The 25,894-nt window shown below is 69.1% G+C and carries 28 protein-coding genes and 1 tRNA gene; 15 read left to right on the plus strand and 14 right to left on the minus strand.

Annotation, left to right across the window (positions count from 1 at the left end; genetic code table 11):
* Positions 1-143: 143 nt before the first annotated feature.
* On the minus strand, positions 144-860 hold the full coding sequence (locus tag ABNQ40_RS30320) for a GNAT family N-acetyltransferase (RefSeq protein WP_391348319.1): 717 nt from the start codon (positions 858-860) through the stop codon (positions 144-146).
* A gap of 485 nt (positions 861-1,345) precedes the next feature.
* Between ABNQ40_RS30320 and apaG the strand changes: the two genes are divergently transcribed.
* From apaG to ybaK, 3 genes are all read left to right on the plus strand, one after another.
* The gene (gene apaG / locus ABNQ40_RS30325; RefSeq protein ID WP_109052213.1) at positions 1,346-1,738 is read left to right on the plus strand and encodes a Co2+/Mg2+ efflux protein ApaG; all 393 of its coding nucleotides are present in this window, start codon (positions 1,346-1,348) and stop codon (positions 1,736-1,738) included.
* A 407-nt stretch (positions 1,739-2,145) separates the two neighbouring features.
* Positions 2,146-2,820 (plus strand): GTP cyclohydrolase I FolE, encoded by a 675-nt coding sequence (gene folE / locus ABNQ40_RS30330; RefSeq protein ID WP_377808314.1) that lies wholly within the window; start codon positions 2,146-2,148, stop codon positions 2,818-2,820.
* Positions 2,821-3,211: 391 nt separating this feature from the next.
* On the plus strand, positions 3,212-3,694 hold the full coding sequence (ybaK, locus tag ABNQ40_RS30335; RefSeq protein WP_193548476.1) for a Cys-tRNA(Pro) deacylase: 483 nt from the start codon (positions 3,212-3,214) through the stop codon (positions 3,692-3,694).
* An 18-nt stretch (positions 3,695-3,712) separates the two neighbouring features.
* On the opposite strand, the gene ABNQ40_RS30340 is transcribed toward ybaK, so the two are convergent.
* Both ABNQ40_RS30340 and ABNQ40_RS30345 read right to left on the minus strand, forming a co-directional pair.
* A tRNA-Arg gene (locus ABNQ40_RS30340) sits at positions 3,713-3,789 on the minus strand.
* A gap of 72 nt (positions 3,790-3,861) precedes the next feature.
* Positions 3,862-4,587 (minus strand): sulfite oxidase-like oxidoreductase, encoded by a 726-nt coding sequence (locus ABNQ40_RS30345; protein ID WP_391348322.1) that lies wholly within the window; start codon positions 4,585-4,587, stop codon positions 3,862-3,864.
* Positions 4,588-4,928: 341 nt separating this feature from the next.
* Here ABNQ40_RS30345 and ABNQ40_RS30350 point away from each other — a divergent pair, with 341 nt between their 5' ends.
* Together ABNQ40_RS30350 and ABNQ40_RS30355 are read left to right on the plus strand one after the other, a co-directional pair.
* Positions 4,929-7,178, plus strand: a complete 2,250-nt coding sequence (locus ABNQ40_RS30350; RefSeq protein WP_391348325.1) for a mechanosensitive ion channel domain-containing protein — start codon at positions 4,929-4,931, stop codon at positions 7,176-7,178.
* A gap of 121 nt (positions 7,179-7,299) precedes the next feature.
* Positions 7,300-7,776, plus strand: coding sequence for a low affinity iron permease family protein (locus ABNQ40_RS30355; RefSeq protein WP_391348328.1), 477 nt, complete (start codon positions 7,300-7,302; stop codon positions 7,774-7,776).
* A 7-nt stretch (positions 7,777-7,783) separates the two neighbouring features.
* Here the strand turns inward: ABNQ40_RS30355 and ABNQ40_RS30360 are convergent, their stop codons facing one another.
* Both ABNQ40_RS30360 and ABNQ40_RS30365 read right to left on the minus strand, forming a co-directional pair.
* Positions 7,784-8,374: a DUF2244 domain-containing protein gene (locus ABNQ40_RS30360; RefSeq protein ID WP_391348331.1), complete on the minus strand. Its 591-nt coding sequence runs from the start codon at positions 8,372-8,374 to the stop codon at positions 7,784-7,786.
* A 53-nt stretch (positions 8,375-8,427) separates the two neighbouring features.
* Complete coding sequence (locus ABNQ40_RS30365; RefSeq protein WP_109052209.1) at positions 8,428-8,916, minus strand: hypothetical protein; 489 nt, start codon at positions 8,914-8,916, stop codon at positions 8,428-8,430.
* 335 nt (positions 8,917-9,251) lie between these two features.
* Between ABNQ40_RS30365 and nth the strand changes: the two genes are divergently transcribed.
* On the plus strand, positions 9,252-9,887 hold the full coding sequence (nth, locus tag ABNQ40_RS30370; RefSeq protein WP_109491206.1) for an endonuclease III: 636 nt from the start codon (positions 9,252-9,254) through the stop codon (positions 9,885-9,887).
* 61 nt (positions 9,888-9,948) lie between these two features.
* Here nth and ABNQ40_RS30375 read toward each other — a convergent pair whose 3' ends face one another.
* The 4 genes from ABNQ40_RS30375 to ABNQ40_RS30390 all read right to left on the minus strand — a co-directional run bounded on the left by ABNQ40_RS30375 (position 9,949) and on the right by ABNQ40_RS30390 (position 13,535).
* Complete coding sequence (locus ABNQ40_RS30375) at positions 9,949-10,812, minus strand: polymer-forming cytoskeletal protein (protein ID WP_391348335.1); 864 nt, start codon at positions 10,810-10,812, stop codon at positions 9,949-9,951.
* A gap of 151 nt (positions 10,813-10,963) precedes the next feature.
* A complete protein-coding gene (locus ABNQ40_RS30380) occupies positions 10,964-11,659 on the minus strand; it encodes an EI24 domain-containing protein (protein ID WP_109052207.1) in 696 nt (231 codons plus the stop codon).
* A gap of 134 nt (positions 11,660-11,793) precedes the next feature.
* A complete protein-coding gene (gene fabF / locus ABNQ40_RS30385; RefSeq protein WP_109052206.1) occupies positions 11,794-13,065 on the minus strand; it encodes a beta-ketoacyl-ACP synthase II in 1,272 nt (423 codons plus the stop codon).
* A complete protein-coding gene (locus tag ABNQ40_RS30390) occupies positions 13,062-13,535 on the minus strand; it encodes a winged helix-turn-helix transcriptional regulator (RefSeq protein WP_391348339.1) in 474 nt (157 codons plus the stop codon). Before ABNQ40_RS30390 ends, fabF begins: the two co-directional genes overlap by 4 nt.
* A gap of 165 nt (positions 13,536-13,700) precedes the next feature.
* Between ABNQ40_RS30390 and ABNQ40_RS30395 the strand changes: the two genes are divergently transcribed.
* On the plus strand, positions 13,701-14,708 hold the full coding sequence (locus ABNQ40_RS30395; protein WP_391348342.1) for an adenosine kinase: 1,008 nt from the start codon (positions 13,701-13,703) through the stop codon (positions 14,706-14,708).
* A 226-nt stretch (positions 14,709-14,934) separates the two neighbouring features.
* Here the strand turns inward: ABNQ40_RS30395 and ABNQ40_RS30400 are convergent, their stop codons facing one another.
* Entirely contained in the window at positions 14,935-15,414 is a 480-nt protein-coding gene (locus ABNQ40_RS30400; RefSeq protein ID WP_109052203.1) for a hypothetical protein, read from the minus strand.
* A gap of 113 nt (positions 15,415-15,527) precedes the next feature.
* Here ABNQ40_RS30400 and ABNQ40_RS30405 point away from each other — a divergent pair, with 113 nt between their 5' ends.
* From ABNQ40_RS30405 to ABNQ40_RS30435, 7 genes are all read left to right on the plus strand, one after another.
* Positions 15,528-16,064 (plus strand): hypothetical protein, encoded by a 537-nt coding sequence (locus ABNQ40_RS30405; RefSeq protein WP_391348346.1) that lies wholly within the window; start codon positions 15,528-15,530, stop codon positions 16,062-16,064.
* A gap of 97 nt (positions 16,065-16,161) precedes the next feature.
* Complete coding sequence (locus ABNQ40_RS30410; RefSeq protein ID WP_391348348.1) at positions 16,162-16,881, plus strand: hypothetical protein; 720 nt, start codon at positions 16,162-16,164, stop codon at positions 16,879-16,881.
* 167 nt (positions 16,882-17,048) lie between these two features.
* Complete coding sequence (locus ABNQ40_RS30415; protein ID WP_109048334.1) at positions 17,049-17,966, plus strand: sulfite exporter TauE/SafE family protein; 918 nt, start codon at positions 17,049-17,051, stop codon at positions 17,964-17,966.
* Positions 17,966-18,748, plus strand: a complete 783-nt coding sequence (locus ABNQ40_RS30420; protein ID WP_109048335.1) for a TIGR02186 family protein — start codon at positions 17,966-17,968, stop codon at positions 18,746-18,748. The genes ABNQ40_RS30415 and ABNQ40_RS30420 overlap by 1 nt, the downstream gene beginning before the upstream one ends.
* An 18-nt stretch (positions 18,749-18,766) precedes the next feature.
* Complete coding sequence (locus ABNQ40_RS30425; RefSeq protein WP_109048336.1) at positions 18,767-19,276, plus strand: universal stress protein; 510 nt, start codon at positions 18,767-18,769, stop codon at positions 19,274-19,276.
* Positions 19,277-19,477: 201 nt separating this feature from the next.
* The gene (locus tag ABNQ40_RS30430; protein WP_098740951.1) at positions 19,478-20,035 is read left to right on the plus strand and encodes a NifU family protein; all 558 of its coding nucleotides are present in this window, start codon (positions 19,478-19,480) and stop codon (positions 20,033-20,035) included.
* A gap of 65 nt (positions 20,036-20,100) precedes the next feature.
* A complete protein-coding gene (locus ABNQ40_RS30435; protein ID WP_109048337.1) occupies positions 20,101-20,970 on the plus strand; it encodes a DUF1848 domain-containing protein in 870 nt (289 codons plus the stop codon).
* 16 nt (positions 20,971-20,986) lie between these two features.
* Here the strand turns inward: ABNQ40_RS30435 and ABNQ40_RS30440 are convergent, their stop codons facing one another.
* From ABNQ40_RS30440 to ABNQ40_RS30455, 4 genes are all read right to left on the minus strand, one after another.
* Positions 20,987-21,352, minus strand: a complete 366-nt coding sequence (locus tag ABNQ40_RS30440) for a response regulator (RefSeq protein WP_109048338.1) — start codon at positions 21,350-21,352, stop codon at positions 20,987-20,989.
* Positions 21,353-21,510: 158 nt separating this feature from the next.
* Positions 21,511-22,110 (minus strand): nucleotide exchange factor GrpE, encoded by a 600-nt coding sequence (grpE, locus tag ABNQ40_RS30445; RefSeq protein ID WP_109048339.1) that lies wholly within the window; start codon positions 22,108-22,110, stop codon positions 21,511-21,513.
* A 51-nt stretch (positions 22,111-22,161) separates the two neighbouring features.
* The gene (hrcA, locus tag ABNQ40_RS30450) at positions 22,162-23,202 is read right to left on the minus strand and encodes a heat-inducible transcriptional repressor HrcA (RefSeq protein ID WP_109048340.1); all 1,041 of its coding nucleotides are present in this window, start codon (positions 23,200-23,202) and stop codon (positions 22,162-22,164) included.
* A gap of 168 nt (positions 23,203-23,370) precedes the next feature.
* Positions 23,371-24,117, minus strand: a complete 747-nt coding sequence (locus ABNQ40_RS30455; RefSeq protein WP_109048341.1) for a creatininase family protein — start codon at positions 24,115-24,117, stop codon at positions 23,371-23,373.
* Positions 24,118-24,338: 221 nt separating this feature from the next.
* Between ABNQ40_RS30455 and ABNQ40_RS30460 the strand changes: the two genes are divergently transcribed.
* The gene (locus ABNQ40_RS30460) at positions 24,339-25,871 is read left to right on the plus strand and encodes a YifB family Mg chelatase-like AAA ATPase (RefSeq protein WP_109048342.1); all 1,533 of its coding nucleotides are present in this window, start codon (positions 24,339-24,341) and stop codon (positions 25,869-25,871) included.
* The last annotated feature ends 23 nt before the right edge of the window (positions 25,872-25,894 follow it).

Here is a 25,894-nt window from a genome sequence, read left to right on the forward strand (position 1 = left end):
CTCACGGTTCTGCGTGGCGCGCGGCACGCCGTCGGTCCGGCGTCGCTCCTGATGAGATGATATCGCGTGCGGGGCGAATCGAGTCAATCCCGCTTCGCCCCACCCACTGTTTGCAAGCCTTTGCTTTCCGCGATCCGGAACCGTCACGCCGCCCCGGCCTGGAGGCCGTCGCGCCAGAACCAGTCGGTCCGGCGCACCCGGTCAGTCCAAAGTCGCTCCGCTGCCGTCCGGCTGAACAGGGCGCTGAAAGGGACGGGGGTGTCTCCCGCCGGGATATCGATGGAGGTGGCCAGCACCGGGCCGAGGACCGGGCCGAGAACCGAGGTTTCGCCGATGGCGACATCCTGCGCGTCGGCCTGCTCGGGCTTGCCGATCATGCCGGCGGCGCCGGCCAGCGAGCCTTCGACCAGTTCCAGCCCCAGCAGCCGGCTCATGTCGACCGGACCCGGCATCTCCATGCCCAACGTCAGGGCGCGGGAGAAGCCGAACCGCTCGTAATAGGGGGCGTCGCCGACCAGGATCACCGACTTGTGGCCCAGCGCCACCGCCTTGTTCAGGCTCATCCGGATCATCTTGCTGCCCAGCCCGCTGCCCTGGAGGTGGGCGGCGACCGCGATGGGGCCGAGCAGGATGGACGGGGTGGCGCCGCCGACCAGGATCGGCCAGTAGCGGATGGTACCCACCACAACCTCGCGCCCATGCTCGTCATGCTCGATGGCGACGAGATTCAGGGCGGGGATGGAGTCGACGCCGTCGCGCAGCCGGTAGGCGGTCTTGTTGAAGCGGTCCGGACCGAAGGAGGCGTCCAGCAGGGCTTCGATGGCGGCGGCGTGCTTCGGCTCTTCGACGGTGATGATCATCAGGTGGGGCTCCCGGCGGGAAGAAGGTCTTCTCAGAAGGCTTCTGAAGGGCGGATCGCGCCGCCGCCGGAAGGCCGGGGGTGTCAGGTCCCCGATGTGCCTTTGGCGTTCGCACGCGACCCAAGGACGGCCGCAACCGCAATGCGCGGTGCGAGGCTCCGTCGTCGGATGCGAAGGGCGTGCGAACGAGACATGGACAAGGCTCTTCGGCCGTTGCTGGGACTTGCGCATATATCATCGTCGCCCCCCCGTCGCAAGACCGTGGAGACCCCAATGCTGTGCATGACTGTATCCACCTGAATGCGGGCGTGTCCCACGATTGTCCGGAGCGCGTCTGGACAGTGTGGAGGGGGGACTTTATCCTGTGGCCGACAGCCGCCCGGCCATCCGGATTCCCCGGCCGCCGGGACGTTTTCCGGCCGGCGCCGTTTACCGGGCTGTCTGTTCGGATTGCCCGCCCGGATTGCCTGCCAGGATCCTCGACCATGTACACCGCCGTCACCCACGACATCCGCGTCACCGTTCAGCCCGTGTTCCTCGAGGACCAGTCCTCCCCGGCGGAGGGACGCTTCGTCTGGGCCTATCATGTCCGCATCGAGAATGAGGGCGAGGAGACGGTGCAACTGCGCACCCGCCACTGGCGCATCACCGACGCCATGGGCCGCGTGCAGGAGGTGCGGGGGCCCGGCGTCGTCGGCGAACAGCCGGTGCTGGAGCCGGGCGACCATTTCGAATACACCAGCGGCACCCCGCTCGGCACGCCGTCCGGCATCATGGCCGGAACCTACGGCATGGAGGGCAAGGACGGCCGCGCCTTCGACGTGACGATCCCGGCCTTCTCGCTGGACAGCCCGCACCAGCCGATGCAGCTGAACTGACCGGCGAGCCGGCTGCAAAAAGCGGGCTCAAAAAACGGACGCGGGCAAATAATACAATAGAATGTGTGTGGTTATTGGAAGAATTTAACACGCGGCTTTGACAAGCCGCATGGCTGCCCGTACTTTGTCCATCGCTTGACGGTCATAGGCCGGACCCTATCTAGGGTCTTCCGAATGGCGTCCGGCGACAGAAACCGGGCGGAAACGGGAAGGCAGGCGCCGCCACTCCGTTCTAGATATCTCCTTTTCGTCTTGCGGGCCGTTCCGTTGATCCGCCGAGGCATCGGCTCCGTACCGACGGCAAACCCGAGTGACGCCAGACAGGGTGGGCGTGTTGCGCGACAGCTGTCGGCTCACGGCCGATGGTCCACGCAAGGCGTGTTATCAGTTATGGAAAGGATGTTCCCGTGACGGCTACCAAGACCCCGCACGCCAAGCCTCCGGCGGCCGACAACGTGCTCCGCGGCCCCGGCCTGTCCCGGCCGGACGCCCTTGCCCGCCCGTCCCGCGCCGAGGCGGAGGAGGCCGTGCGCACTCTGATCCGCTGGGCCGGCGACGACCCGGCGCGCGAAGGGCTGGTCGGCACGCCGGACCGCGTCGTCCGCTCCTATGAGGAATTCTTCGCCGGCTACGGCATCGATCCGGTCGAGATCCTGTCGCGCACCTTCGAGGAGACCGACGGCTACGACGAGATGGTCGTGCTGCGCGACATCCGGGTCGAGTCCTACTGCGAGCACCACATGGTGCCGATCATCGGCAAGGCCCATGTCGCCTACCTGCCGCGCCGCCGCGTCGTCGGCATCTCCAAGCTGGCGCGGCTGGTCGAGGCCTATGGCAAGCGCCTGCAAATCCAGGAGAAGATGACGGCGCAGATCGCCAACACCATCGACGAGGTCCTCCAGCCCGAGGGCGTCGCCGTGGTGGTCGAGGCGCAGCACCAGTGCATGACGACCCGCGGCATCCACAAGACCGGGGTGACCATGGTGACCAGCCGCATGCTGGGCGCTTTCCGCACCGACCCGTCGACCCGCCGCGAATTCCTGACGATGATCGGCAACCCGTCGTCGCGCGGGATGGAGTGAGGTCCGCAGGGCTCCGAAGTCGGGAAGGGCGCCTATAAGCCCTCTCCCCCCTGGGGAGAGGGTTGGGTGAGGGGGCAGCGCGGGCGGAACGCCCGTGCCAGGGGATTGCCAAGGGGCAGTATGCCCCTTGGCGGCGGGCTTTGCGCGCCGGCCCCCTCACCCTCCCCACGCCTCTGGCGTGGGTCCGCTCCCTCTCCCCGCTTTCGGCGGACCGAAGGTCCGCCTGTCGCGTCAGCGCAAACTCCGTTTGCGCGTGAGCGGGGGAGAGAGGGCCTTACGTCGCGTACCGTTAACCTGACTTCGGAGCCCTGGAGTAAGGTCAGCAGGGCTTTACACCCATAACGCCGCCTGCCAAGCTCCCGCCGCTATTTCCCAGTGAGCGGTGTGGAGCATGGCGGCGAAGGTGACCCCGGCGGTCAATGCGGCGAAGGCGGCGGGCGTCGCCTTCCGGCTGATGGAATACGAGTACGACCCGTCGGCCGACGCCATCGGCCTGCATGCGGCCGAATCGCTCGGCCTCGACCCGGCCATCGTCTACAAGACCCTGATCGTCCAGCTGGAGCCCAAGGCGCTGGCCTGCGCCGTCATCCCGGTCGCGGCCAAGCTGGATTTGAAGGCCATCGCCGCGGCGGCCAAGGCGAAGAAGGCCGATCTGGCCGACCCGGCGCTGGCGGAAAAGACCACGGGTTTTCTGGTTGGCGGCATCAGCCCGCTCGGCCAGAAGAAGGCGCTGCCGACCTTCATCGACGCGAGCGCCGAGGCGCTGCCGGAAATGGTGGTGAATGGCGGCCGGCGCGGCTTGCAGATCGTGCTGGCGCCCGCCGATCTGGCGAAGGCGACGAAGGCGGCGGTCTGCGCCATAGTCGCGCACTGAGTCATGATTTTACGGTGGTGGTGACCCCGGCAGGACTCGAACCTGCTGCCTCAAGTTTAGGAAACTCGCGCTCTATCCTGATGAGCTACGGGGCCACTTGCGCCGCACCTTAACGGTTTCGCCGGGAAGGGGAAAGTGGCTTTTGGTGAAAGTGCGGCGCCGTCTTGTCAGTCCGAATAGCGCTCCTCCAGCCACGGATCGGCGTGGTTGTTGTAGCCGCGGACCTCCCAATAGCCCTTGCGGTCGCCGGCCAGCAGCTCGATCCGCTTCACCCACTTGGCGCTCTTCCACAGATACAGCTTGGGCAGGATGATCCGCACCGGACCGCCATGCTCGCGGCTGATCGGCTGGCCCTCCCAGGTCGTGGCGAGCAGCACGCCGTCGTCGTCGAAATCCGACAGGGCGACGTTGGTGGTGTAGCCGTCGAAGGAATGGAAGACGACGAAGCGCGCCTCCGGCTTCGGCCGGGCCAGCTCCAGCAGGCGGCGGGCGCTGACGCCCTCCCAGCGGTTGTCGTAGCGCGACCAGGTGGTGACGCAGTGGATGTCGGAGACGAAGCTCTCCTGCGGCTGCGCCTGGAAATCCCCCCAGTTCCACGACAGCGGGGTCTCCACCAACCCGTCCACCGCGAGCGTCCAGTTGGCCGTCGTCACCTTCGGCGTGATGCCGAGATCCAGCACCGGCCAGTCGGTCACCAGACGCTGGCCGGGCGGCAGCCGGTCGCGCGCCGGGTCGGCGGCATGGCCGGTGAGCGCACGGCCATCGCGCGCCCACTGCTCCTTGGTGGCGACCAGCTTGTCGCGGACGGTGCCGTCCTGTCCGATCGTCCTGTCCGGTTCCAGTCCGGTACGCCCGTCCGGCTTGGGATCCGGCTTGGGAGGTGTGTCGCTCATGGCTCATCCTTACTCAGCGCTTCCGGCTCCGCCGGCATCTCCGCCGGCAGGGGTCCCGCTTAAAAAAGGAACAGACAGTCGGGTTGGCAAGCGCAAGCGGGAGAACTAACTTCCCGAAACCCGGCATATTGGAGCCACAGTTCCACGCCAGGGTGCCGGCCGGCTGTTTTTTGCCGCCCACCCGTATCGCCGCCCTGTCCCGAGACCACCCGAGTGAATTGTCGATGATCCGGTCCGCAACGCCCGCCGCAAACCCTCTGCCAAGCGTTTGGCGTCGGCTCCTGTCCGGCGGCCTGGCCGTCCTGCTTCTCGTGGGTCTGCTTGCCGGGGCGGGGGCTCCGGTGCTCGCCGCCTCGGCAGCGCCCACCGGCGCCGTTCCGGCTCCGGCCGCCGGGGCCGCCGCTCCCGCCGCCGCCCCGGTGGTGGTGGACGAGGCGACCGTGCAGCAGCTGGAGGCACTGGTCGGCACGCTGGAGAACCAGGACGCGCGCACCCAGCTGGTCACCCAGCTGCGCAACCTGATCACCGCCCAGCGCGGCCTTGCCCAGGCCAAGGAGGCGGAAGGCGAGTCGGCGCTGCCGCAGACCCTCGGCGCCCGCGCGCTGGCCTTCCTGGCGGCGCGGATGGACGTGGTCAGCCGCCAGCTGGTGCAGGTCGCCAACGTCTTCTCCGACCTGCCGGGGGCGCTGTCCTGGGTGCAGCGGCAGGCGCAGGACGACACCGCCCGCGACCGCTGGGTCCAGATCTCCATCCAGCTGGCGATGATCCTCGGCATCGGCGCGGTGGCCGCGCGCGGCATCGGCTGGCTGCTCAGCCGGCCGCGCCATGCCATGGCCGCCCGCCATGTCGGCTCCACCCTGCTGCGCATCCCGATGCTGCTCGGCCGGGCGGTGCTGGAACTGGCGCCGATCCTCGGCTTCATCGTCGTCGCCTACACCATCCTGTCGGTGACCGAACCGGCGCCGCGCGTCCGGCTGGTGGCGCTGGCGGTGGTGAACGCCACCGTCATCACCCAGGCACTGCTGATCCTGGTGCGGATGCTGTTCGCGCCCGACGCCCCCAACCTGCGCATGGTCCACACCAGCGAGGCCGGGGCGAAGCGCTGCTACATCTGGTCGCGCCGGCTGATCGCGGTCGCCGTCTACGGCTATTTCCTGGCGGAGGGGGCCTATGTGCTGGGCCTGCCGCTGGGCGCCTACGGCGCGCTGCTGAAGCTGCTGGGCGTGGTGATCGCCGCCATGCTGATCGCGCTGATCCTGCAGAACCGGGTCGGCGTCGCCGACTGGATGCGCGGCAATCCGCTGTCGGGCGACGGCGACCCGCTGGCGACCGCCCGGCGCGAGGCGGAAGGGCAGGGAGCCGTCCTGCGCACCGCGCGCCGCCGCTTCGCCGAGATCTGGCATGTGCTGGCGATCCTCTATGTCGTGGTGACGCTGGGCGTCTGGGTGCTGAACGTCTATGGCGGCTTCGAATTCCTGGCCCGCGGCACCGCGGTGACCATGGTGGCGGTGGTGGTGGCCCGGCTTCTGGTGACCGGGCTGAACCGGACGCTGCGCCGCGGCCTGACCATGAACCGCGAGCTGGCCGGCAACCTGCCGCAGCTCCATATGCGTGCCTTCCACTATCTCCCCATCGTCCAGCGCATCGGCAAGGCCATCATCTGGCTGGTGGCCCTGGGCGCCGCGTTGAACGGCTGGGGCATCGACACGCTGGGGATGGTCGAAACGGCCGCCGGCCGCCGCATCGTCGGCAGCGCCATCTCCATCGGCCTGCTGCTGGCCGGCGCCATCGTCGCCTGGGAGGTGGTCAGCGCGCTGATCGAGCATTTCCTGCGCGCCACCGACCGCAACGGCACCCGCATCGAACGCAGCGCCCGCATGCGCACGCTGCTGCCGCTGCTGCGCAACGCCTTCCTGATCCTGCTGGTGACGATGGTGTCGCTGATCACCCTGTCGGAGCTGGGCGTCAACATCGCGCCGCTGCTGGCCGGTGCCGGTGTCGTCGGTCTGGCCATCGGTTTCGGATCGCAGACACTGGTCAAGGACATCATCACAGGCCTGTTCATCCTGTTCGAGGACACGGTGTCGGTCGGCGACGTGGTGGATGTCGGCGGCGGCCATTCCGGCACGGTGGAGGCGATCTCCATCCGCTCGATCCGCCTGCGCGACGGGGCGGGTGCGGTCCATTCCGTGCCGTTCAGCGCCGTCACCACGGTGAAGAACATGAGCAAGGACTTCTCGGTCACCCTGTTCAACATCACGGTGTCCAACCGCGAGGATCCCGACCGCATCATCGCCGCGCTGAAGGAGACCGGTGCCGAGGTACAGGCCCAGCCGCAGTTCGCCGCCGACATCCTGAACCCGCTGGAGGTGCTGGGCGTCGACAAGCTGTCCGACACCGGCATCAACATCCTGGCCCAGTTCAAGACCCGCCCGACTCGCCAGTGGGGCGTCACCCGCGAGTTCAACCGCCTGCTCAAGAAGAAGTTCGACGAGCTGGGCATCTCCATGCCGACCCAGTCGATGCAGCTGGTCGTCGGCCAGAACCCGCATGACCGCGCGCTGGCGGAAGCGCTCAGCCAGGGCTCCTGACCGCCGGGGGTACTGCCCGCAGGCACCCGCTCACACCTTACGGACAGGGAACGCCCGGCTTTGCCGGGCGTTTTCCTTATGTACGTCCTGTACGTCCGACGAGCGGGAGCCAGCCGCAAAAATGCTCAGCGATGCCTTTTCCCGGTTTGCCCGCTGGATGGAGCGCCAGTCCGGCCGTCCGGGCGCCTTCGTCACCGCCTTCGCCGTCGTGCTGGTCTGGGGGCTGACCGGGCCGCTGTTCCACTTCTCCGACACGTGGCAGCTGGTGATCAACACCGGCACCACCATCGTCACCTTCCTGATGGTGTTCATCATCCAGAACGCCCAGAACCGCGACACCCAGGCCATCCATTTGAAGCTGGACGAGCTGATCCGCGCCACCCACTCCGCCCGCAACGGCATGATCGACGTGGAGGAGATGCCGGAAAACGAGCTGGCGAAGGTGAAGCGCAGCTTCGAAAAGCTCGCCAGGACCGCCGAGTGCCTGGACCACCGCATCGACGAGAAGGTGGAACGCGCGGTCGAACGCGAAGTGGAGCGCGAGGTGGACGAGGAGCTGGAGGAGCGTGGCTTGCCCGACCCGGCTGATAAACGTTAGGCAGGACTTATCCGGCGGGCGCTGGCGGGCAGGGGGGACGGCGCCAGGCCCGCAGCGCATCGCCCAGCGCGCTGGCGAAGCTGGACCGCTCATCCGGCGACAGGAAGGATCCGACGCCTACGGACTGGCCATGGGAACTCAGCGTGACCTGCCCGGCGGCACCGCGGCGCTCATGGTCGGCCGGCTCGGTGTGGGTGATCCGCAGCCAGTAGGGATGGAAGGACCAGCGCCGCTCCGGTGCCTTCCAATGCACCCGCTGCACCGTCAGCGCGGTTTCGGTCAGCCGCACCCGCTCGTACTGCCGGGCGGAGCGGTAGCTGACCCGGAAGGCCAGCCACAGCGCCAGGACGTCCAGCCCGCAGAAGGGCACGACCGGCCAGGCGCCATGGGCGACGAAGATGCCGGCGACGATCAGGTTCATCGCCACCACCACCGCCATCAGGACCCGGAAGCCGCTGCGGCCCAGGCTGCGGTGCGGGTGGAGGATGGCGTCGAACAGCACGAGCACGGAACCGCTGCCGCCGCTGCTTTCAGCAGGGGAGGGACCGTCGCCGGGCTGCCGGCCACCGGGTTGCGGGCCGCTGATGTCGATTGGCATGGCGGCCATCCTACCCCAGCGCCGCCCGGCAGAAAACCGCGAGGAAAGCGGGGTTATGCCGCCCTCGACACCATCGGCACCGCGCCGCCGTTCAGCACCCAGGCCATGGCGCTGTCCATACCGGGATAGTCTGCGGGATAGTCCGCGGCCGTCCGGACCCCGATCTCTCCGGCCAGGCCGCCGTCGGCCTGCGGATCCTTGGCCAGGACGAAGATCCGCGCCTGATCGTCGATGCCGGCGGCGATCATCACCTCCGCCATCACCGAGGCCCAGTGCCAGTCGGTCATCACCACGCCGCAGCGCAGCTGTCCGCAGCGCCGGGCCAGCTTCATCAGGGCGACGACGATCTCCGGCCGGAATCCTTCGGCCTCGAAGCGGTCGAACTCGACAAGGCTGCTCCAGGACGTGCCGCGGGCGCCCAGGGTGGCGCACTGCATCTCCACCTGCCGGGCGATGGTGTCGCGCTGCTCCAGCGACAGGGTGCCCTGCAACCGGACATGCAGTCCCCAATCCTTCAGTTCCACAAGAGAAGACGCAGTCATATCAAGATACCCTTATCCGATCGGAACGCCACAACCAGGATAATCCATGGTTCTTTTAAAGGTGTTCAAGCGGTGTCCCGACAGTCAGCAAATCATACGCCACCGTGAAAACGACCGGAAAGCCGTAATCCTGCGACCAATTCTGTTGAACTGGCGTCACTTATTCCGGTCTTTGTCGCAAATTGCGACGCAACGCTGCAGTTTGGCCTGCAGTCTGCGCCGGAGTGTTTCGCGGCTGTCATCGTCCGCCGTCAGATGGCCCCTCTCCATGGCCCCTCCGAACGGCTCGCTCCGCCTCTGGCGCAGGCGGGGCCGTTGCGGCTATGGTGGCGGCCATGAAGCCAGCCGCCGTCCAGGAATTCTTCCGCCGCCTGTCCGCCGCCAATCCGGAACCCCGGAGCGAGCTGGAATACGTCAATCCTTACACGCTGCTGGTCGCCGTGGTGCTGTCGGCCCAGGCCACCGACGTCGGCGTGAACCGGGCGACCGGACCGCTGTTCCAGCTCGTCACCACGCCGCAGCAGATGGTGGCGCTGGGCGAGGAGGGGCTGCGCGGCTACATCAAGACCATCGGCCTGTTCAACACCAAGGCCAAGAACGTCATCCGCCTGTCGGAGCTGCTGATCGAGCGCCATGGCGGCGAGGTGCCGCGCGACCGCGACGCGCTGGAACAGCTTCCCGGCGTCGGCCGCAAGACCGCCAACGTCGTCCTGAACGTCGCCTTCGGCGAGGAGACCATCGCGGTCGACACCCACATCTTCCGCGTCGGCAACCGCACCGGGCTCGCCCCCGGCAAGACGCCGGACGCGGTGGAGGCGAAGCTGCTGAAGGCGGTGCCCAAGCTGTACCGCCGCCACGCCCACCACTGGCTGATCCTGCACGGCCGCTACGTCTGCAAGGCGCGCAAGCCCGATTGCCCGGTTTGCCCGGTCGCCGACCTCTGCGCCTTCAAGGACAAGATCATCGCCTGATCCAAACGCAAAACGCCCGGCATGGCGGAAAGCCAGCCGGGCGTTTTGCGGTTTTTGCCGGTCAGACGGCTTCGGCCGCCGGGACCTGCTCGGCCACGGGCTGGGCCACGGGCTGAACCGCGGCGGCGGCGGGCCTGGAGCCGGCGCCGTAGATCTGGATGTCGCCGATCAGCTGGCCGCCGGCATCGACCGCCAGTTCGCCGAAGCGGATCGACCCGGTGATCTTGCCGGTGGAGCGCACGGTCAGGCGGCCGCGGACGGCGATGTCGCCTTCGAAGCGGCCGGCGATGTCGGCCTCCTCGATGTCGACCGAGCCCTTGAACAGGCCGGTCTCGGCGATCTCGACCAGCCGGCCTTCGCGCAGCTTGGCCTCGACCGTGCCCTCGACCACCACCACGTCGCACGAGCCGATCTCGCCGGTCAGCGAGATGTCGCGGCCGACGGTCAGGCGGCGCTGCTCGGGCATGGCCGGAGCGACGGGGGCCGGCGCGACCGGAGCCTGGGCGACGGGAGCGGCGCCGGGGTTGGCGATGGGGATCGACGGCTGGCGCGGGGCGGAGCCGGGCATGTCGACGACCCGGCGCGGCACGTCGGTCTTGAAGCCGGCACCCGGCGCGGACGGCGCGGACGGGGGCTTGGGAATGCTGTTCATGTCGGGTCCCTTCGAGGCGGCAGGCATGTCGGGATAGGCCGGGGCGGCGTGCTGAGTGTCGGCCAGGGCGTGGGCCATGCTGGGGGCGGCTGCTCCGGCCGCGAGAGCGGAAGTGGGGGCGGAGGCCGGGGCATGTGCCGGATTATTTAGCGAGGCGAGCGGCGACGAGACGGCGCCGGGCTCGCCCGGGGTGTACGGACGGACACCCGGCTGCGGCGGGACGGGGCTGTCGGCCTTGGGAGCGGCGGGCGGTGTCTTTCGTCCGAACAGCATGAGCGGTTCCCCCAGTCTGGACATTCGGGTGGCGGGATGGCCTGGAAATCGTGTGGCCCGGTGCCGGAGGCGCCCCGCCGGAAAGGCGGTCGCCGCAATCGGTGTCCGGGCGGCCGGTTTCCGGGCAGGCGACGGTGTGCGGCCGTGCCGCCTAGCGGCGTATCACGGTCGTCCGGCCTGCCGCAAGGGGTGCCGACATGGACTGTAGGACATGAACCATGAAGGCGCTCGCGACGACCGGGACCAGCAAATTGGCGAAGGGGATTGTCGAAAGGAAGGCAATGACGACCCCGGCCAAAAAAGGTTTCAGCGGTCTGGCACGGCGCATCGCCCGCGCGGCGGCGCGGTCCATCCGCCGGTGTGCGACCATCTCGAAATACTCCCGGCCCAGCAGATAGCCGTTGATGGTGTAGAAGACGATCAGGTTCAGGCCGGGCGCGAAGATGTAGATCGGCAAAGCCAGCAGGTTGACCGCCAGCACCAGCAGCAGGAAGCGCAGCGCCGTCGCCAGCTCCTCCAGCCAGCCGGCCTGGCGCGGGGCGGGCAGGCCGGGGTAGTGCCGCGCCTCGACCCGCTCCACCACCTCGTCGAGGAAGAAGCTCGACACCGTGCCGACGGTGGCCGGGAACAGCAGCCACGCCAGCACCAGCACCCCCAGCCCGCCCATGACGTCGATGGTGGCGTCGATCCAGCCATAGCCGGTCAGCGGCGTCGCCGACAGCGCCCACGAGGCGCCGAGCGCCAGCAGGACGTAGGCGAGCAGCGAGACGAACACCCCGGTCCACACCACCCGGCGCACGCGCGGGTCGGACAGCTGGGCGAAGGCAAGCACGAGGGCGCGGATCATCGGCGGTCCGTAAGGCGGCGAAACGGGGCGGCGGCGGGGCCTGGAGGCGGGGCAGGGCTGCCGCCGCCGCCCGCATATCTACGGTGGCCGGCCGCCGGGTTCCAGTCCCCCCGTGCCGCCCTTCCGCTCTTCCGTTACGGTGCGGGGCTGAACACCAGCGCGGCGTTGGTCCCGCCGAAGCCGAAGCTGTTCGACAGGACATGGCGGATGCGCCGCTCCTTCGGCCGCAGCGGCACGAGGTCGAGGTCGCAGCCCTCCGACGGCGCCTCCAGGTTCAGGGTGGGCGGGGCGACCTGATCGCGCAGGGCCAGGATGGCGAAGATCGCCTCCACCGCACCCGCCGCGCCCAGCAGATGGCCGGTCGCCGATTTGGTCGAGGACATCGAGAGGTCCGCCGCCGCCGGGCCGAACAGGCGCTTGACCGCCGCGATCTCCACCGGGTCGCCGGCCGGAGTGGAGGTGGCGTGGGCGTTGACGTAGTCGATGGCGTCCGGCGCCAGCCCGGCCCGCTTCAGCGCGGCGCGCATGGCGCGGAAGGCGCCGTTGCCGTCCTCTGCCGGGGAGGTGATGTGGTAGGCGTCGCCCGACAGGCCGTAGCCGGTGACCTCGGCATAGATCGTCGCCCCGCGCCGCTTGGCGTGCTCCAGCTCTTCCAGCACCAGCACGCCGGCGCCTTCGCCCATGACGAAGCCGTCGCGCTCGCGGTCCCAGGGGCGCGACGCGCGGGCCGGGTCGTCGTTGAAGCCGCTGGACATGGCGCGGGCGGCGCAGAAGCCGGCGATGGCGAGACGGCAGATCGTCGCCTCGCTGCCGCCGGCCAGCATGACGTCGGCATCGTCCATGGCGATCAGCCGGGCGGCGTCGCCGATGGCATGGGCTCCGGTCGCGCAGGCGGTCACCGCGGCATGGTTCGGTCCGCGGAAGCCGTAGCGGATCGAGACATGGCCCGACGCGAGATTGATGAGGGTCGACGGCACGAAGAAGGGCGAGATGCGGCGCGGCCCCTTCGCGTGCAGGGTCAGGGCCGCGTCGGCCAGGGCCGGCAGGCCGCCGATGCCGGAGCCGATCATCACGCCGGTGCGCTCCTGCGCCTCCGCGTCCGCCGGGCGCCAGCCGGCATCGGCCACCGCCTCCTCCGCGGCCGCGAGCGCCAGCAGGATGAAGCGGTCCATCTTGCGCTGGTCCTTGGGCGGCACCACCGCATCGGCGTCGAAGGCGGCCTCCCCGCTGTCCGGCACATGTCCGGCGATGCGGCAGGGCAGGTCGGCGACATCGATCCCGCCGGTATCGACCCCGCGTATCGCGCGGATGCCGCTGCGGCCGTCCAGCATGGCGCGCCAGCTAGGATTCACCCCGGCCCCAAGCGGAGTGACCGCGCCCAATCCGGTGACCACGACTCGTCTCATTCGGTTTCGTCCTTTGCCCATGTCGTCTTTGCAGGGATGGTGAATTCCGGGCGCAGCCGCTCCGGCCGGAGCGCTTCGCCTGTCGTCCTGTCGATCAGCACCGGCTCGACCGGCCGTCCGGTGTCCCTGTCGACGATCCGGAACGCCCCGCCGGGCGGCAGCCAGCGGCTGCCCCAGTCGGCCATGGTGATCAGCACCGGCAGGAAATCCCGCCCCTTGCCGGTCAGATGATAGCTGTGGCGTAGCGGGCGGTCCTGGTAGGGCCGCTTCTCCAGCAGCCCGGCCTCCACCAGAGCCTGGAGGCGGCGGGTCAGCATGTTGGTGGCGAGCCCGATGCTGCGCTGGAACTCGTCGAAGCGGGTCAGGCCCAACATCGCGTCGCGCAGGATCAGCAGGGACCACCATTCCCCGACCTCGTCAAGGCCGCGGGCGATGGGGCAGGGAACGTCGCTCAGGCGGGTGCGTCGCATGGCGGCGACTGTCGCACGGTCACTTTCATCATGCAAGTGACGGCGGTGGCGGCACAGCCGCGGAGCATCGGAAGTGCTTGCCTGAGCCGCACTTGTGATGCGGGCGGCGGCGGCTATACTCGCGCCGCAACATCGCCCCGACCGCAAGATTCCCCAGGAGAGCCCATGGCCACGTCCACTCACGATGCCGCCTACGACGTCACCGGCATCGGCAACGCCATCGTGGACGTGATCGCCCACGCCGACGACGCCTTCCTCGCCGCCAACACCATCGAGAAGGGGGCGATGACGCTGATCGACGCCGCCCGCGCCGAGGAGCTGTATGGCCGCATGGGGCCGGGCGTGGAGGTCTCCGGCGGCTCGGCCGGCAACACCATGGCCGGCATCGCCATGCTGGGCGGGCGCGGCGCCTATATCGGCAAGGTCGCCAGGGACCAGCTGGGCGACGTGTTCCGCCACGACATCCGCGCGGCCGGCGTCGCCTTCGACAGCGCGCCGCTGCTGGCCGGGGCGCCGACCGCCCGCTGCCTGATCCTCGTCACGCCGGACGCCCAGCGCTCGATGAACACCTATCTCGGCGCCTGCGTCGAGCTGGGTCCGGAGGACATCGACGAAGTGCTGATCGCCGGCTCGCAGGTCACCTATCTGGAAGGCTATCTGTGGGATCCGCCCCGCGCCAAGGACGCCTTCCGCAAGGCGGCGGAGATCGCGCACGCCGCCGGCCGCAAGGTGTCGCTGTCGCTGTCCGACAGCTTCTGCGTCCACCGCCACCATGCCGAGTTCGTCGATCTGGTGGAACGCCACGTCGACATCCTGTTCGCCAACGAGCATGAGATCGGCGCCCTCTACGGCACCGACAAGTTCGAGGACGCGCTGGCGGCGGTGAAGCGGCTGGGCAAGACGGCGGCGCTGACCCGCAGCGAGAAGGGCGCGGTCATCGTGTCGGCCGGCGAGGTGGTCGAGGTGGCGGCCGAGCCGGTGGAGCGGGTGGTCGACACCACCGGCGCCGGCGACCTCTATGCCGCCGGCTTCCTGTTCGGCCACACCCGCGGCCTGTCCCCGGCGGTCTGCGGCCGTCTGGGCGCCGTCGCCGCGGCGGAGATCATCAGCCATGTCGGCGCCCGGCCGGAGGTGAACCTGCGCGAGCTGGTCGCCGCCAAGGGCATTCTGTAATACCGTCGAGCGTAAGGTCTGGCTTACGCTCGACGGTAAGGGCCGCGACTGCGGCCCCGCAGGCCCATGCCTGCGAAGGCAAGCGGCCGGATGGCCGCGCCCGCCGATTGAGGGCGAGTATAACCTGCGATTTGCACGTCAGATCGTGACAACGTTGCCGGCCGCACTGCATTTTGCAACTGCGGCCGGTTCTCATTCCGATCCGGTCTTCTTCGGTTCAGCCGGCTCAGTTCAACTGGTCATCCACCACCGGCCGCTCCGGCACGGTGACCCTGGCGCACAGCAGCGCCAGCGCCGTCCCGCTGTCGGGGGCGGCCACCGCCCAGCGCTCCGGCCGGTCGGGCCGCGGAACGGTCAGCAGCCACAGCCGGTCCTTCTCCCCGAAACGCTCGTTCATCAGCGTGTATTCACGCGGCCCCTGGCGGCGCAAATCGTTCAATTGGCTCTGCAGGTCCGCCGCCTGCGCGTTGCGCACGGATATCGCGTCCTCCAGCTGGCGCAGTTCGGTTTCCTGCCGGTGCAGGTCGCGCCGCAGGGAGTTGGTGGTCTGGGCCAGCTCCGTCCGTCCATGATGCAGCTGCGACCGGCGGCGCTGCACGGACGCGATCCGGTAGCCGATCCGCAGGATCGACACGGTGCCCCAGCTGAGGCAGGCCATCATGATGACCATTTCCAGCACCAGCAGCAGCGGCGTCTGCATGCCCATCGGTCCTCCGCTCCTTCGGCACGCTCCTTGCTGCGTGCACGGCTGCCGGGACTGCAGCAACCGGCGTGCCAGGGCAGGCGCCGGTATTCGGGCGGAGTTCGATTGGGGCGGGGATGGCGATGGATGTGGTGCGGACGATCCTCGACTCGGCGGTGCCGCTGGTGGCGGCGCTGGCCATGCTGTGCCATCTGTGCTGGGTAGGCATCCGGCGCAGCTGGGAACGGGTGGCCGGGCTCGACCGGCTGCGCCAGTCGGTGCGACCGCTGAAGGAGCGCCAGCGCGCCGAGACGGAGGCGCTGGCCGACATGGCCTGCCGCCTGGAGGAGGCAAGGGGCCGTCTGACCGCCGCCGAACTGCGGGTCAGCCATCTCCAGCGCCAGATCGACATGCTGGACAAGGAACCGCCGGTCTTCCTGCACATCCTCGGCACCCCCGGCGGCAACCGGCGCGGCTTCAAGGCGGAGGCGAAGTTCGACACCGTTGTCGCCGCCGCCGCCCGCGCCGCCGGCAAGCCGGTGAACCCGGCCTGGCGCTACGGCAACCGGGTCGTGGTGCATGCGCTGGACATGGGGTCCGCCCGGCGCGAGGCGGACCATGTCTTCCCGCAGAAGGGCGGCTATCAGGTCTTCTTCCACGCGGCGGTGCCCTGACCCCCTGCCGGGTTTCCGTTTTTCGCAAAAGACCACCGTCTGGAGAAATAATTCCTATAACCTCTCCGCAATGCCCACTCATTCGCGGAGCCGCGCCATGCCCCTCGACAGCCGTAGCTTCACCAACGACCAGTTCCCCCGCTGGGCCGAAGAGCCGCCGACTCCGTCCGAAGGCTCGCTGGTGCCCGGTTCGCAGTTCCATGAAGAGCAATGGATCATGGCCGCCGGCATGCTGGCCCGCGGCAACAGCTTCCTTCAGGTCTCCCGTGCCATGGGGTGCAGCCGGACGACACTCTGGCGCGCCTATTACGGTTCCAAGGATTTCCGTCACAGGGTTTGGTGGGAACGGCAGGCCCTGAACCGCGAGGCCGAGCTGCGTCTGTCCTCGCTGCGCATTCTGGTCGCCGAGCAGATCGAACGGCTGGTCACTTCGGGCGATCCCGCCACCGTCCGCTGGCTGGCCGAGCGGCTGGGGCTGTTCGCCGGCCTCGATACTCCAGCCTCCAAGCGGCAAACCACGCAACCGGATCGTCAGCCCGTCCCCGAACTCGACGACGACCTTTCCGGTAGCCTGTGCGAGGGCACCGCGGATTGCCCTCTCTCCCCCGGGGAGAGGGAGGGGACCCGCGCCGCAGGCGTGGGGAGGGTGAGGGGGCCGGCGCGCGATCCGCGCACCGCCAAGGGGCATGCTGCCCCTTGGCAATCCCCTGGCGCGGTCGTTCCGTCCGCGCTGCCCCCCTCACCCAACCCTCTCCCCAGGGGGGAGAGGGCTTATAAGCTGTCGCCTTACCCAACGACTCTGCCGCGCCACCGGTAGGCGGCGGATGGAACATCGGCCGGACAGCGTTCCACGCCGTTCCACCCCTCCCGCCGGCCCTTTCACCGGAAGCGACCCCCCAAAAGGCCGGCGCTGCGGTCTTCCGCCACGGCACCGGCTCGGGTAAGCTGCCGATCCCGCCGCCCATCCTGACAGATTGCCCCTCCATGCAAGTCTACCTGCCGATTGCCGAGATGTCGGTCAACGCGCTGCTGGTGCTCGGCATGGGCTGGCTGGTCGGCTTCCTGTCGGGGATGTTCGGCGTCGGCGGCGGCTTCCTGATGACGCCGCTGCTGATCTTCATCGGCGTTCCCCCGGCCATCGCCGTCGGCACCCAGGCCAACCAGCTGGTCGCCGCCAGCGTGTCGGGCGTGCTCGCCCACTGGCGGCGCGGCAATGTCGACGTGAAGCTGGGCGTGGTGATGCTGGGCGGCGGCGTGGTCGGCACCGCGGTGGGGGTGTGGATCTTCGGCATCCTCCAGCGGCTGGGCCAGATCGACATCGCCATCACCCTGTCCTACGTCTTCTTCCTCGGCACCATCGGCGGCATGATGCTGGTGGAAAGCAGCCGCGCCATCCTGCGACGCCGCGCGCCGACGGCCAAGCGCGGCAAGCTGCACCGCCACATCTGGCTGCACGGCCTGCCCTTCAAGATGCGCTTCCAGCGCTCCAAGCTCTACATCTCCGCCCTGCTGCCGGCGGGGATCGGGGCCGTCGGCGGCATGCTGGTGGCGATCATGGGCATCGGCGGCGGCTTCCTGCTGGTGCCGGCGATGATCTATCTGCTGAACATGCCGGCCGGTCTGGTCGCCGGCACCTCGCTGTTCCAGATCATCTTCACCACCGCGGCGGCCACCCTGCTCCAGGCCGCCACCAATCAGACGGTGGATGCCATGCTGGCGCTCCTGCTGCTGATCGGCGGCGTGATCGGCGCGCAGTTCGGCACCCGGGCCGGCACCCGGCTGCGCGGCGAGACCGCCCGGATGGCGCTGTCGCTGATCGTGGTGGCGGTGGCGCTGAAGCTGGCCTGGGACCTGTTCTCCCGTCCCGACGATCTCTACACCCTGACCATGGGGCTGCGCTGATGGCGGCGGTTACCAAGCGCAGGCCCATCAAGCGCCTGCTGGTCCAGGCCGCCGCGGCGCTGGCCGGGCTGCTGCTGGGCGGCACGGTGGCGGCGACGGTGTGGGCGCAGCAACTGGTCGCCGACCTGTCGAGCCACCTGATCGCCATCACCACCGGCTTTACGGGCACGGAGGTCGTGCTGTTCGGCACCACCGACGGGGCGGGCGACGTCGCCATCGTCGTCACCGGCCCGCGGTCCCCCGCCACCGTCCGCCGCAAGCAGAGGGTGGCCGGCATGTGGATGAACACCGACAGCCTGCGCTTCGATCAGGTGCCCAGCTTCTACACGGTGGCGGTCAGCCGGCCGCTCGACCAGCTGGTCGGCCGGCCGGTTCTGGAGCGCCACCAGCTGGGCCTGCCGCAGCTGCAACTGCCGGCCGACGCCAACATGCCGCCGGAGGAGCTTGCCGCCTACCGCAGTGCGCTGATCCGCAACAAGCAGCGCCAGGGGCTGTACGCCATCTCCATGGGGCAGGTCGCCTTCCTGGGCGAGCGGCTGTTCCGCACCAACATCTATTTCCCGGCCAACGTCCCGACCGGGCTGTACAATGTCGAAGCCCTGCTGATTCGCGACGGCGAGGTGGTCAGCGCCCAGACCACGCCGCTGGTGGTGTCCAAGATCGGGTTCAGCGCCGAAGTGTCGGACTTCGCGCGCAACCGCCCGGTCATCTACGGGGTGGCCGCCGTCCTCGGCGCCATCGCGGCCGGCTGGGCGGCCGGCGCCGCATTCCGCCGGGTCTAAGCCGAGAGGGTTACAGAGATGACCGACATGACACAGCCGACGACGCCCGGCACGCAGCAGTCCAAGCCGGTGCGCATCTTCCTGGTGGTGGTCGACGACAGCCCGGAGCTGAAGGTGGCGCTCCGCTATGCCTGCCTGCGCGCCCGCAAGTCGGGCGGCAAGGTGGCTCTGCTGACCGTCCTGGAAAAGGGCGAGATGCAGCACTGGCTGGCGGTGGAGAACCTGATCCGCGAGGAACAGCGCGCCGAGGCGGAGCAGATGCTCCAGAAGCTGGCGCGCGAGGTCAACCAGCTGACCGGCACCCTGCCGGCGCTCTATGTCCGCGAAGGCAACCGCACCGAGGAGGTGCTGGCCCTGATCGGCGAGGAGCCGAGCATCTCCATCCTCGTGCTGGCCGCCGGCACCGACCCGGAGGGGCCCGGCCCGCTGATCTCCTACTACACCGGCCGCGGGCTGGGGCGGCTGCACATTCCCCTGACCATCGTCCCCGGCGGGCTCAGCAACGAGGAACTGGACGCGATCACATAAGCGGGCGCACGTAAGTAAGGATAGCCACGCAGGTAAGGATGGGTGCTGCGGGGACGGTTCGCGCATGCCGGATGCCGAATACCCACACAACCGGGGTCCTTGATCCGCCCGGCGTTTCGGCCCAGATTTCCCCCAATCGTACCGCGTCCCGATCCCGGGCGCGCCGGCGGTTCCATTCCGCCGCCGATGGAGGACCAGACCATGTTCATTCAGACCGAGCAGACGCCCAACCCGGCGACTCTCAAGTTCCTGCCGGGGCGTGACGTGCTCGGACGCGGCACCGCCGACTTCACCGGCCGCGAGGATGCCGCCCGTTCGCCGCTCGCCCAGCGCCTGTTCGAGATCGAGGGCGTCGTCGGCGTCTTCCTGGGTGCCGACTTCATCACCATCACCAAGACCGACGCCCGCGACTGGTTTCTGCTGAAGCCGTCGATCCTCGGCGTGATCATGGAGCATTTCACCGCCGACCGCCCGGTCCTGCTGGAGGACGGCGGCGACGGCCATGCCGCGGCGGCGAACGCCGACGACGAGGAGATCGTCGAGCAGATCAAGGAGCTGCTGGACACCCGCGTCCGCCCGTCGGTCGCCCAGGACGGCGGCGACATCACCTTCCAGGGCTTCGAGCGCGGCGTCGTCTATCTGGCGATGAAGGGGGCCTGCTCCGGCTGCCCCAGCTCCACCGCCACGCTGAAGCACGGCATCGAGAACATGCTGCGCCACTACATCCCCGAAGTGGTCGAGGTCCGCGCGGTCCAGTAAGGCCTCCCAATGGTTGATGCCGGTCCGCCCTTGATGCGGCGGGCCGGCATTCCCATGCTGGCTGCATGATCATCTCCGCCAGCTACAAGACCGACATTCCCGCCTTCTACGGGCGCTGGTTCCTGAACCGCCTCGACGCCGGTTACTGCCGGATGGTCAATCCCTATGGCGGCCAGACCTACCGCATCGACCTGACCCGGCCGGCGGTCGACGGCCTCATCTTCTGGACCAAGAATCTGGGACCGTTCCTGCCCGCGCTCGACAGCGTGGCGGAGCGGGGCTTTCCCTTCGTCGTGCAGTACAGCATCACCGGCCTGCCCACCGTGCTGGAGCGCTCGGTCCCCGCCTGGGAGACGGCGGTCGGCTATATGGCGCGGGTGCGCGAGCGTTGGGGGCCGCGGGCGGCTGTCTGGCGCTACGACCCCATCGCCCTGACCGACGCGACGCCGCCCGCCTGGCACCGCGAGACCTTCGCCGCCATCGCCCGCTCTTTGCGCGGGGTGACCGACGAGGTGGTGGCCTCATTCCTCCAGCCTTACCGCAAGACCGCCCGCAACCTCGCCGCCGCCGGTATCGGCTGGCGCGATCCGGAGCCGGAGGAGAAACGCGCGCTGCTGGCCGATCTGGCCGGCATCGCGGCGGGGGAGGGGATGGCGCTGACGCTCTGCACCCAGCCGGAGCTGGCCGGTACGCCCGGCACGGCGCCGGCCCGCTGCGTCGATGCGCTGCGGCTGTCCGATGTCGCGGGCCATGCGATCGCCGCGCGGGAGAAGGGCAACCGCCCCGGCTGCCTGTGCGCCGAAAGCCGCGACATCGGCGACTATGACAGCTGCCCGCACGGCTGCGTCTACTGCTATGCCGTCGCCGACCGCGGCAAGGCCCAGCAACGCTTCGCCGCGCACGATCCGGAAGGGGAGTTCCTGGTTACCCGTTGACGGGAAAGACCGGTCCTTACGGACAAACCTTCCGCACCGTCTCCACCAGCTTTTCCGGGTTGAACGGCTTGACCAGCCAGCCGGTGGCGCCGGCTTCGCGGCCGGCGGACTTCTTGGCCGGATCGGCTTCGGTGGTCAGCAGCAGGACTGGGGTGGCGCGGTTGGTGGCCGAGGCGCGGATGGCGCGGGTCAGCGCCAGCCCGTCCAGGCCCGGCATGTTCAAATCGGTGATGATGCAGTCGAACTTGCGCTGGTTGACCAGGGCGAGGCCGGCATTGCCGTCCGACGCCTCCGCCACCTCATAGCCGGCGCCTTTCAGCGTGAACCCGACCATGTCGCGGATGGTCTTGGAATCGTCGACGGTCAGGACGCTTTTGGGCATGGAACGCGGCTCCGGTTGCTCGGCCGAAAGAGTTATGGGAAAGCCCTAGGCAATTTCCCGCCGACCGTCAACCGCTGGCGTACCCTATTCCGCACAACACGAAGCCCCCGGCCCGTCGGCGGTGCCGCTGAACCGGGAGCTTTGCAGAAGTCGTATGGTTACGCCTTCGTATCGACGTGTTGGCCGCCGGCGTCACCGCCCTTGGCAACGCCGACCATCGCCTCGCGCAGCAGGCGGCCGTGGATGGTGTAGCCGGGCTGGAGAACCTGCACGACGGTGCCGGCGGCCTTGCCGGTGTTCTCGATCTCGAACATCACCTGATGGAAGTTCGGGTCGAACGGCTCGCCGGCGGGGTCCAGCTTCTTGATGCCGGCGCGGTCGAAGGCGGCGAACAGCTGGCGCTCGGTCGCCTCGACGCCGACGGCGAGGCCCTTCAGCACATCGTCCTGCTCGCGGCCCTCGGCCGGCACGGCGTCGAGCGCGCGGCGCAAATTGTCGGCGACCGACACCAGCTCCTTGGCGAAGCTCGACACGGCGAACTTGCTGGCGTCCTCGCGGTCGCGCTGGGCACGGCGGCGGGTGTTCTCCGTCTCCGCCATGGCGCGCAGAAGCTGGTCCTTCAGGCTGGCGACCTCGGCCTCCAGTTTGGCCACGCGGTCCTCGGAAGAACCGGTATCCGTCTGGTTGGCGGCGGTGTCGGCGGTGGCCTCGGTCGGCTCCACCGTGGCGTCGGCGGGCTTGTTCTGCTCTTCGCTCATGGTTTTCTCAATTCTTGCTTCGTCAAAAGGCGGAGTTGTTGAGGGCGGTGCTCAGCCGATCAGCCGGCTGACCACCTTGGCGGTGTAATCGACCAGCGGAATGATGCGGGCGTAATTGATGCGGGTCGGGCCGATGACGCCGATGGCGCCGATCACCTGTTCCCGGCTGTTCTGGAAGGGGGAGATGATCATCGAGCAGCCGGAATGGCTGAACAGGACATTCTCGGCGCCGATGAAGATCTGCACGCCGTCGCCGCGACCGGTGGCATCCAGCATGCGCAGCATCGTCTCCTTGGTCTCTAGCGCCTCGAACAGGCCGCGCACGCGCTCCAGGTCGGACAGTGCGGTGACGTCCTCCAGCAGGCGGGACTGGCCGCGGACAATCAGCTGGCCGGCGTTCGACCCGCCGCTGCCGGCCCAGGTGGCCAGACCGGCGGCGACCACCTTGCGCGACAGCTCGTCCAGCTGTGTCTTCTGCTGCTCGATCTCCTGCAGGACCTCCTGCCGGGCTTCGTCCAGCGTCCGGCCGGCAAGCTTGGCGCTGAGGAAGTTCGACACCGTCTGCAGGGTGGAGGTCGGGACCCCCAACGGCACCTCGATCACCCGGTTCTCGACCAGCCCGTCCTCGTTCACCAGGACGACCAGGGCGCGGCCGGGCCCGAGCGACACGAACTCGATGTGCTTCAGCGGACGGTCGGTCTTGGGTGCCACAACCAGGCCTGCGCAGTGCGACAGGCCGGACAGCATGGTCGACGCCTCGCCCAGCACGTCGGCGAAGGCGCGGCCGGAGGCGGAGCATTTCGCTTCGATCGAGGCGCGCTCGTCCTCGGTCAGGGACCCGATCTCCAGCAGGCCGTCGACGAACATGCGAAGGCCGGCATCGGTCGGGATGCGGCCGGCGGAGGTGTGCGGGGCGTAGAGCAGCCCCTGCTCCTCCAGGTCGGCCATCACGTTGCGGATGGTCGCAGGCGACAAGGCCATGCCAAGCCGCCGCGAGATCGTGCGGGAACCGACCGGCTCCCCCGACGCCACATAGGCGTCGACGATCAGCCGGAAAATCTCGCGCGATCGCTGGTTCAGCTCGTTGATCATGGACTGGGGCGGTCGTGCTCTGTTCGGGCCGGTCGGTTGCGGAACGCGTGTTCCGTCAACCGGTCCGAATTTAGGCAGGTCCGACCGCCGAATCAACGTGCGGGGCGAAGATGCCCCACCGGCATGCCCCCATTGGCTTGCAAGCGGTATGCAGGCGTGTGACCGCCCTTACTGCTCCGCCAGGAAGGCGCGGTACTGGGTGGCAATGGCGCCGACCGCCGCCTCGTACAGGCGCTGGCCATGTTCGGGACGGGCAAGGCCGGGGGCGGAGCCGATGCGGCCGTCGGGATAGCGGCGGCGGAAGTCGCGGGCATCATGGAAGCCGCCGGCCGGTGCCTGTTCCGGTTCCATCGCCGCGGTCTTGATCGAGTCGGGATAGGCGTACTGGGTCAGCGACACCTCGCTGGGGGTGGCGTGCGAGCCCTCCTTGCCCTGGTACAGCTCGCGTGACAGGCGGCCGACCTCGCCATTCTCCCACCAGTTCACCAGGGTGCAGCGCAGATCCGGGGCGTCGCGGCCGCGCAGCGCCCGGTTCTCCGCATAGATCTCGTAGAAGGCGGCACGCAGCGTGGCGATGTTGCCGCCATGGCCGTTGACGAAGAAGAAGCGCTCGAACCCGTGTTCGGCCAGAGAGCCGACATAGTCGCGCAGCAGCGCGATCAGGGTGGACGGCTTCAGCGTCATCGAGCCGGGGAATTCCATGTGGTGGACGGCCATGCCGACCGGGATGGTCGGACCGACCAGCGCGCCGGTGGCGTCGCCGACGCCCTTCGCGATGACCTCGGCACAGATGGCGTCGGTGCCGACCAGCCCGTTCGGTCCGTGCTGCTCGGTCGAGCCGATCGGCATGATGATGCCCTTGGAGGTCTTCAGATAGCCTTCGACCTCGGCCCAGGTGCTCAGGTGAAGCTGCACGGTGGCTGATCCTTTTCGACGATGCGTGCCGGAAATGCGGCCGGGAATGCGTTTGCCTTCATGTTAGGCGGCCGGCGGGCCGGGACAACCGCTCCCTGCGCCGGGCGGGCATGACGGGGCCGGCGGTTGGGTTTTGTTCATCCCGCGCTGGCGCATTGGTCTCATGGTTACTACAATCGCGTGTACCATGCCCTGACGGGCGTCTGTTTCGGGGTGCGGTTGTGGTTGCGCGCGTCAACACGGTGGCGTTCCAGGGCATCGAGGTGCTGGGGATCGACGTCCAGGTCCAGATGTCCGGCGGAATCGTCGCCTTCACCGTCGTCGGCCTTCCCGACAAGGCGGTGGGCGAAAGCCGGGAGCGGGTGCGCGCCGCGCTGCATGCATTGGGACTGGCGCTGCCGGCCAAGCGCATCACCGTCAACCTTGCCCCCGCCGACGTGCTGAAGGAAGGAAGCCATTTCGACCTGCCCATCGCGCTCGGCCTGCTGACGGTGATGGGGGTGCTGCCGGATGCGGAGATCGCCCGCTATGTGGCGCTGGGCGAGCTGGCGCTCGACGGTGCCCTTACTCCGGTTGCGGGCGTGCTGCCCGCCGCCATCGATGCGCTGGCCAACGACCGCGGCCTGATCTGCCCGGCCGCTTGCGGCGGGGAGGCGGCCTGGGCCGGTCCCGACCTCGACGTGCTGGCGCCGGCCAACCTGCTGGCGCTCATCAACCATTTCAAGGGCACCCAGGTGCTGACGCCGCCCAAGCCGCGGATGCAGGAGCAGGACGCGCCGCCGCCAGATCTGCGCGACGTGAAGGGCAACGAAACGGCCAAGCGCGCGCTGGAGGTCGCCGCCGCCGGCTCGCACAACCTGCTGATGATCGGCCCGCCCGGTTCCGGCAAGTCGATGCTGGCCGCCCGGCTGCCCGGCCTGCTGCCGCCGCTCGACCCGGCGGAGGCGCTGGAGGTGTCGATGATCCACAGCGTCGGCGGCTTGTTGAAGGACGGTCGTCTGCTGCGCCAGCGCCCCTACCGCGCCCCGCACCAGTCGGCCAGCCTGCCGGCGCTGGTCGGCGGCGGCACGCGGGCGAAGCCGGGCGAGATCTCCCTGGCGCACCAGGGTGTTCTGTTCCTCGACGAGTTGCCCGAGTTTCCCCGCGCGCTGCTGGAGGCGTTGCGTCAACCGCTGGAGACCGGCAAGGCGGTGGTCAGCCGTGCCAACCACCATGTGACCTACCCGGCGCGCGTCCAGCTGGTGGCGGCGATGAACCCCTGCCGCTGCGGTCATCTCGACGACGCCTCGCTCGCCTGTGCCCGCGCGCCGAAATGTGCCGCCGACTATCAGTCGAAGATCAGCGGACCGCTGTTCGACCGCATCGACCTTCACATCGATGTCCCGGCGGTCAGCCCTGCCGACCTCAGCCTGCCGCCCCCGGCGGAGGGCAGCGCCGCCATCGCCGCCCGTGTTGCCGTCGCCCGCGCCATCCAGGCGGAGCGCTACGGCGGTTTCGGTCCTTACCCGGCCGGCCGGGCGGTGCGGACCAACGCCGAGGCGGACGGCGAACTGCTGGAAAAGGTGGCCTCCCCCGACGCCCCCGGCCGCGCCCTGCTGACCGAGGCGGCGGAGCGGCTGAAGCTGTCCGCCCGCGGTTACCACCGGGTGATGCGGGTTGGGCGGACGCTGGCCGACCTGGACGGGGTCGAGGGGGTGAAGCGCCGCCACATCGCGGAGGCGCTGAGCTACCGGCGGATCGCGCCAGGGCGGTGAACGGGGGGCCCAGGACGACCGCC

Origin of the sequence: Azospirillum sp. A23 (genome assembly GCF_042938965.1) — a bacterium.
Classification (GTDB): Bacteria; Pseudomonadota; Alphaproteobacteria; order Azospirillales; family Azospirillaceae; genus Azospirillum; species Azospirillum melinis.

Excerpts from the sequence above, each read along its gene's own strand:
- ABNQ40_RS30320 (WP_391348319.1), bottom strand. The coding sequence starts at position 860 with ATGATCATCACCGTCGAAGAGCCGAAGCACGCCGCCGCCATCGAAGCC.
- apaG (WP_109052213.1), top strand. The coding sequence starts at position 1,346 with ATGTACACCGCCGTCACCCACGACATCCGCGTCACCGTTCAGCCCGTG.
- ybaK (WP_193548476.1), top strand. The coding sequence starts at position 3,212 with ATGGCGGCGAAGGTGACCCCGGCGGTCAATGCGGCGAAGGCGGCGGGC.
- ABNQ40_RS30345 (WP_391348322.1), bottom strand. The coding sequence starts at position 4,587 with ATGAGCGACACACCTCCCAAGCCGGATCCCAAGCCGGACGGGCGTACC.
- ABNQ40_RS30355 (WP_391348328.1), top strand. The coding sequence starts at position 7,300 with ATGCTCAGCGATGCCTTTTCCCGGTTTGCCCGCTGGATGGAGCGCCAG.
- ABNQ40_RS30360 (WP_391348331.1), bottom strand. The coding sequence starts at position 8,374 with ATGCCAATCGACATCAGCGGCCCGCAACCCGGTGGCCGGCAGCCCGGC.
- ABNQ40_RS30365 (WP_109052209.1), bottom strand. The coding sequence starts at position 8,916 with ATGACTGCGTCTTCTCTTGTGGAACTGAAGGATTGGGGACTGCATGTC.
- nth (WP_109491206.1), top strand. The coding sequence starts at position 9,252 with ATGAAGCCAGCCGCCGTCCAGGAATTCTTCCGCCGCCTGTCCGCCGCC.
- ABNQ40_RS30375 (WP_391348335.1), bottom strand. The coding sequence starts at position 10,812 with ATGCTGTTCGGACGAAAGACACCGCCCGCCGCTCCCAAGGCCGACAGC.
- ABNQ40_RS30380 (WP_109052207.1), bottom strand. The coding sequence starts at position 11,659 with ATGATCCGCGCCCTCGTGCTTGCCTTCGCCCAGCTGTCCGACCCGCGC.
- fabF (WP_109052206.1), bottom strand. The coding sequence starts at position 13,065 with ATGAGACGAGTCGTGGTCACCGGATTGGGCGCGGTCACTCCGCTTGGG.
- ABNQ40_RS30390 (WP_391348339.1), bottom strand. The coding sequence starts at position 13,535 with ATGCGACGCACCCGCCTGAGCGACGTTCCCTGCCCCATCGCCCGCGGC.
- ABNQ40_RS30395 (WP_391348342.1), top strand. The coding sequence starts at position 13,701 with ATGGCCACGTCCACTCACGATGCCGCCTACGACGTCACCGGCATCGGC.
- ABNQ40_RS30400 (WP_109052203.1), bottom strand. The coding sequence starts at position 15,414 with ATGGGCATGCAGACGCCGCTGCTGCTGGTGCTGGAAATGGTCATCATG.
- ABNQ40_RS30405 (WP_391348346.1), top strand. The coding sequence starts at position 15,528 with ATGGCGATGGATGTGGTGCGGACGATCCTCGACTCGGCGGTGCCGCTG.
- ABNQ40_RS30410 (WP_391348348.1), top strand. The coding sequence starts at position 16,162 with ATGCCCCTCGACAGCCGTAGCTTCACCAACGACCAGTTCCCCCGCTGG.
- ABNQ40_RS30415 (WP_109048334.1), top strand. The coding sequence starts at position 17,049 with ATGCAAGTCTACCTGCCGATTGCCGAGATGTCGGTCAACGCGCTGCTG.
- ABNQ40_RS30420 (WP_109048335.1), top strand. The coding sequence starts at position 17,966 with ATGGCGGCGGTTACCAAGCGCAGGCCCATCAAGCGCCTGCTGGTCCAG.
- ABNQ40_RS30425 (WP_109048336.1), top strand. The coding sequence starts at position 18,767 with ATGACCGACATGACACAGCCGACGACGCCCGGCACGCAGCAGTCCAAG.
- ABNQ40_RS30430 (WP_098740951.1), top strand. The coding sequence starts at position 19,478 with ATGTTCATTCAGACCGAGCAGACGCCCAACCCGGCGACTCTCAAGTTC.
- ABNQ40_RS30435 (WP_109048337.1), top strand. The coding sequence starts at position 20,101 with ATGATCATCTCCGCCAGCTACAAGACCGACATTCCCGCCTTCTACGGG.
- ABNQ40_RS30440 (WP_109048338.1), bottom strand. The coding sequence starts at position 21,352 with ATGCCCAAAAGCGTCCTGACCGTCGACGATTCCAAGACCATCCGCGAC.
- grpE (WP_109048339.1), bottom strand. The coding sequence starts at position 22,110 with ATGAGCGAAGAGCAGAACAAGCCCGCCGACGCCACGGTGGAGCCGACC.
- hrcA (WP_109048340.1), bottom strand. The coding sequence starts at position 23,202 with ATGATCAACGAGCTGAACCAGCGATCGCGCGAGATTTTCCGGCTGATC.